General features: G+C 44.6%; 1 protein-coding gene. It reads left to right on the top strand.

Annotated features, from left to right (window positions below):
* Window positions 1-513, top strand: a 513-nt coding sequence (traN, locus tag R7Z49_RS28200) for a conjugal transfer protein TraN (RefSeq protein ID WP_318112579.1), incomplete at its 5' end; no start/stop codon positions are given.
* Between the last annotated feature and the right edge of the window lie 99 nt (window positions 514-612).

The raw sequence follows: 612 nt of genomic DNA, 5'->3' as shown, positions 1-612 counted from the left end.
ATTTATTCAGTCACTATGATCCTCATTCAGCTTATCTGGAAATGTGAGCAGAGCGAGTTTGAAATGAACGCCAAGCGAGTATTGAAGAGTTGCCACTATGTAGGTTCTTACTGCAAGTCTAAGTTCTTAGGTGCCTGTGTTGAAAAACGGCAGTCATATTGCTGCTTTACTTCGCCACTTTCACGGATCATTCAAGAGCAAGTGCGTCCGCAATTGGGTCTTGGTTGGGGTAGTGCAAAGTCACCAAACTGCGAAGGTTTGACCGCGAGTCAGTTAAACCAGGTAGATTGGAGCCAAGTCAATCTGGATGAATGGATAGGTATCTTGTCGATAACTGGCAACCTACCTGAAATACCGTCATTGGATCTTGAGAGACTCACTGGCTCAGGAAGTACGCTAAACGTTGATGGAAACCGTCAAAGTGCCGCAGACAGAGCCATTGAACGGCTAAACGGAATGGATGCCCAGAAACTTCGCCAGGAGGCAACTGAAGAAGTCTCGGGGAGCAATTAGAATAAATTGCTCCGTTAGCCCGGTTTTGCAGGACTAATGGAGCAGAAAAAATAATCAATATGCATTTATGTAACTGCGACAAATTTGCAAAAATGTGTT

It is taken from the genome of Vibrio sp. 1562 (assembly GCF_033340155.1).
In the GTDB taxonomy this organism is placed as follows: domain Bacteria; phylum Pseudomonadota; class Gammaproteobacteria; order Enterobacterales; family Vibrionaceae; genus Vibrio; species Vibrio alginolyticus.
Note: the sequence above shows the minus strand (reverse complement) of the source record. Positions and strands in the feature narration are given on the sequence as shown.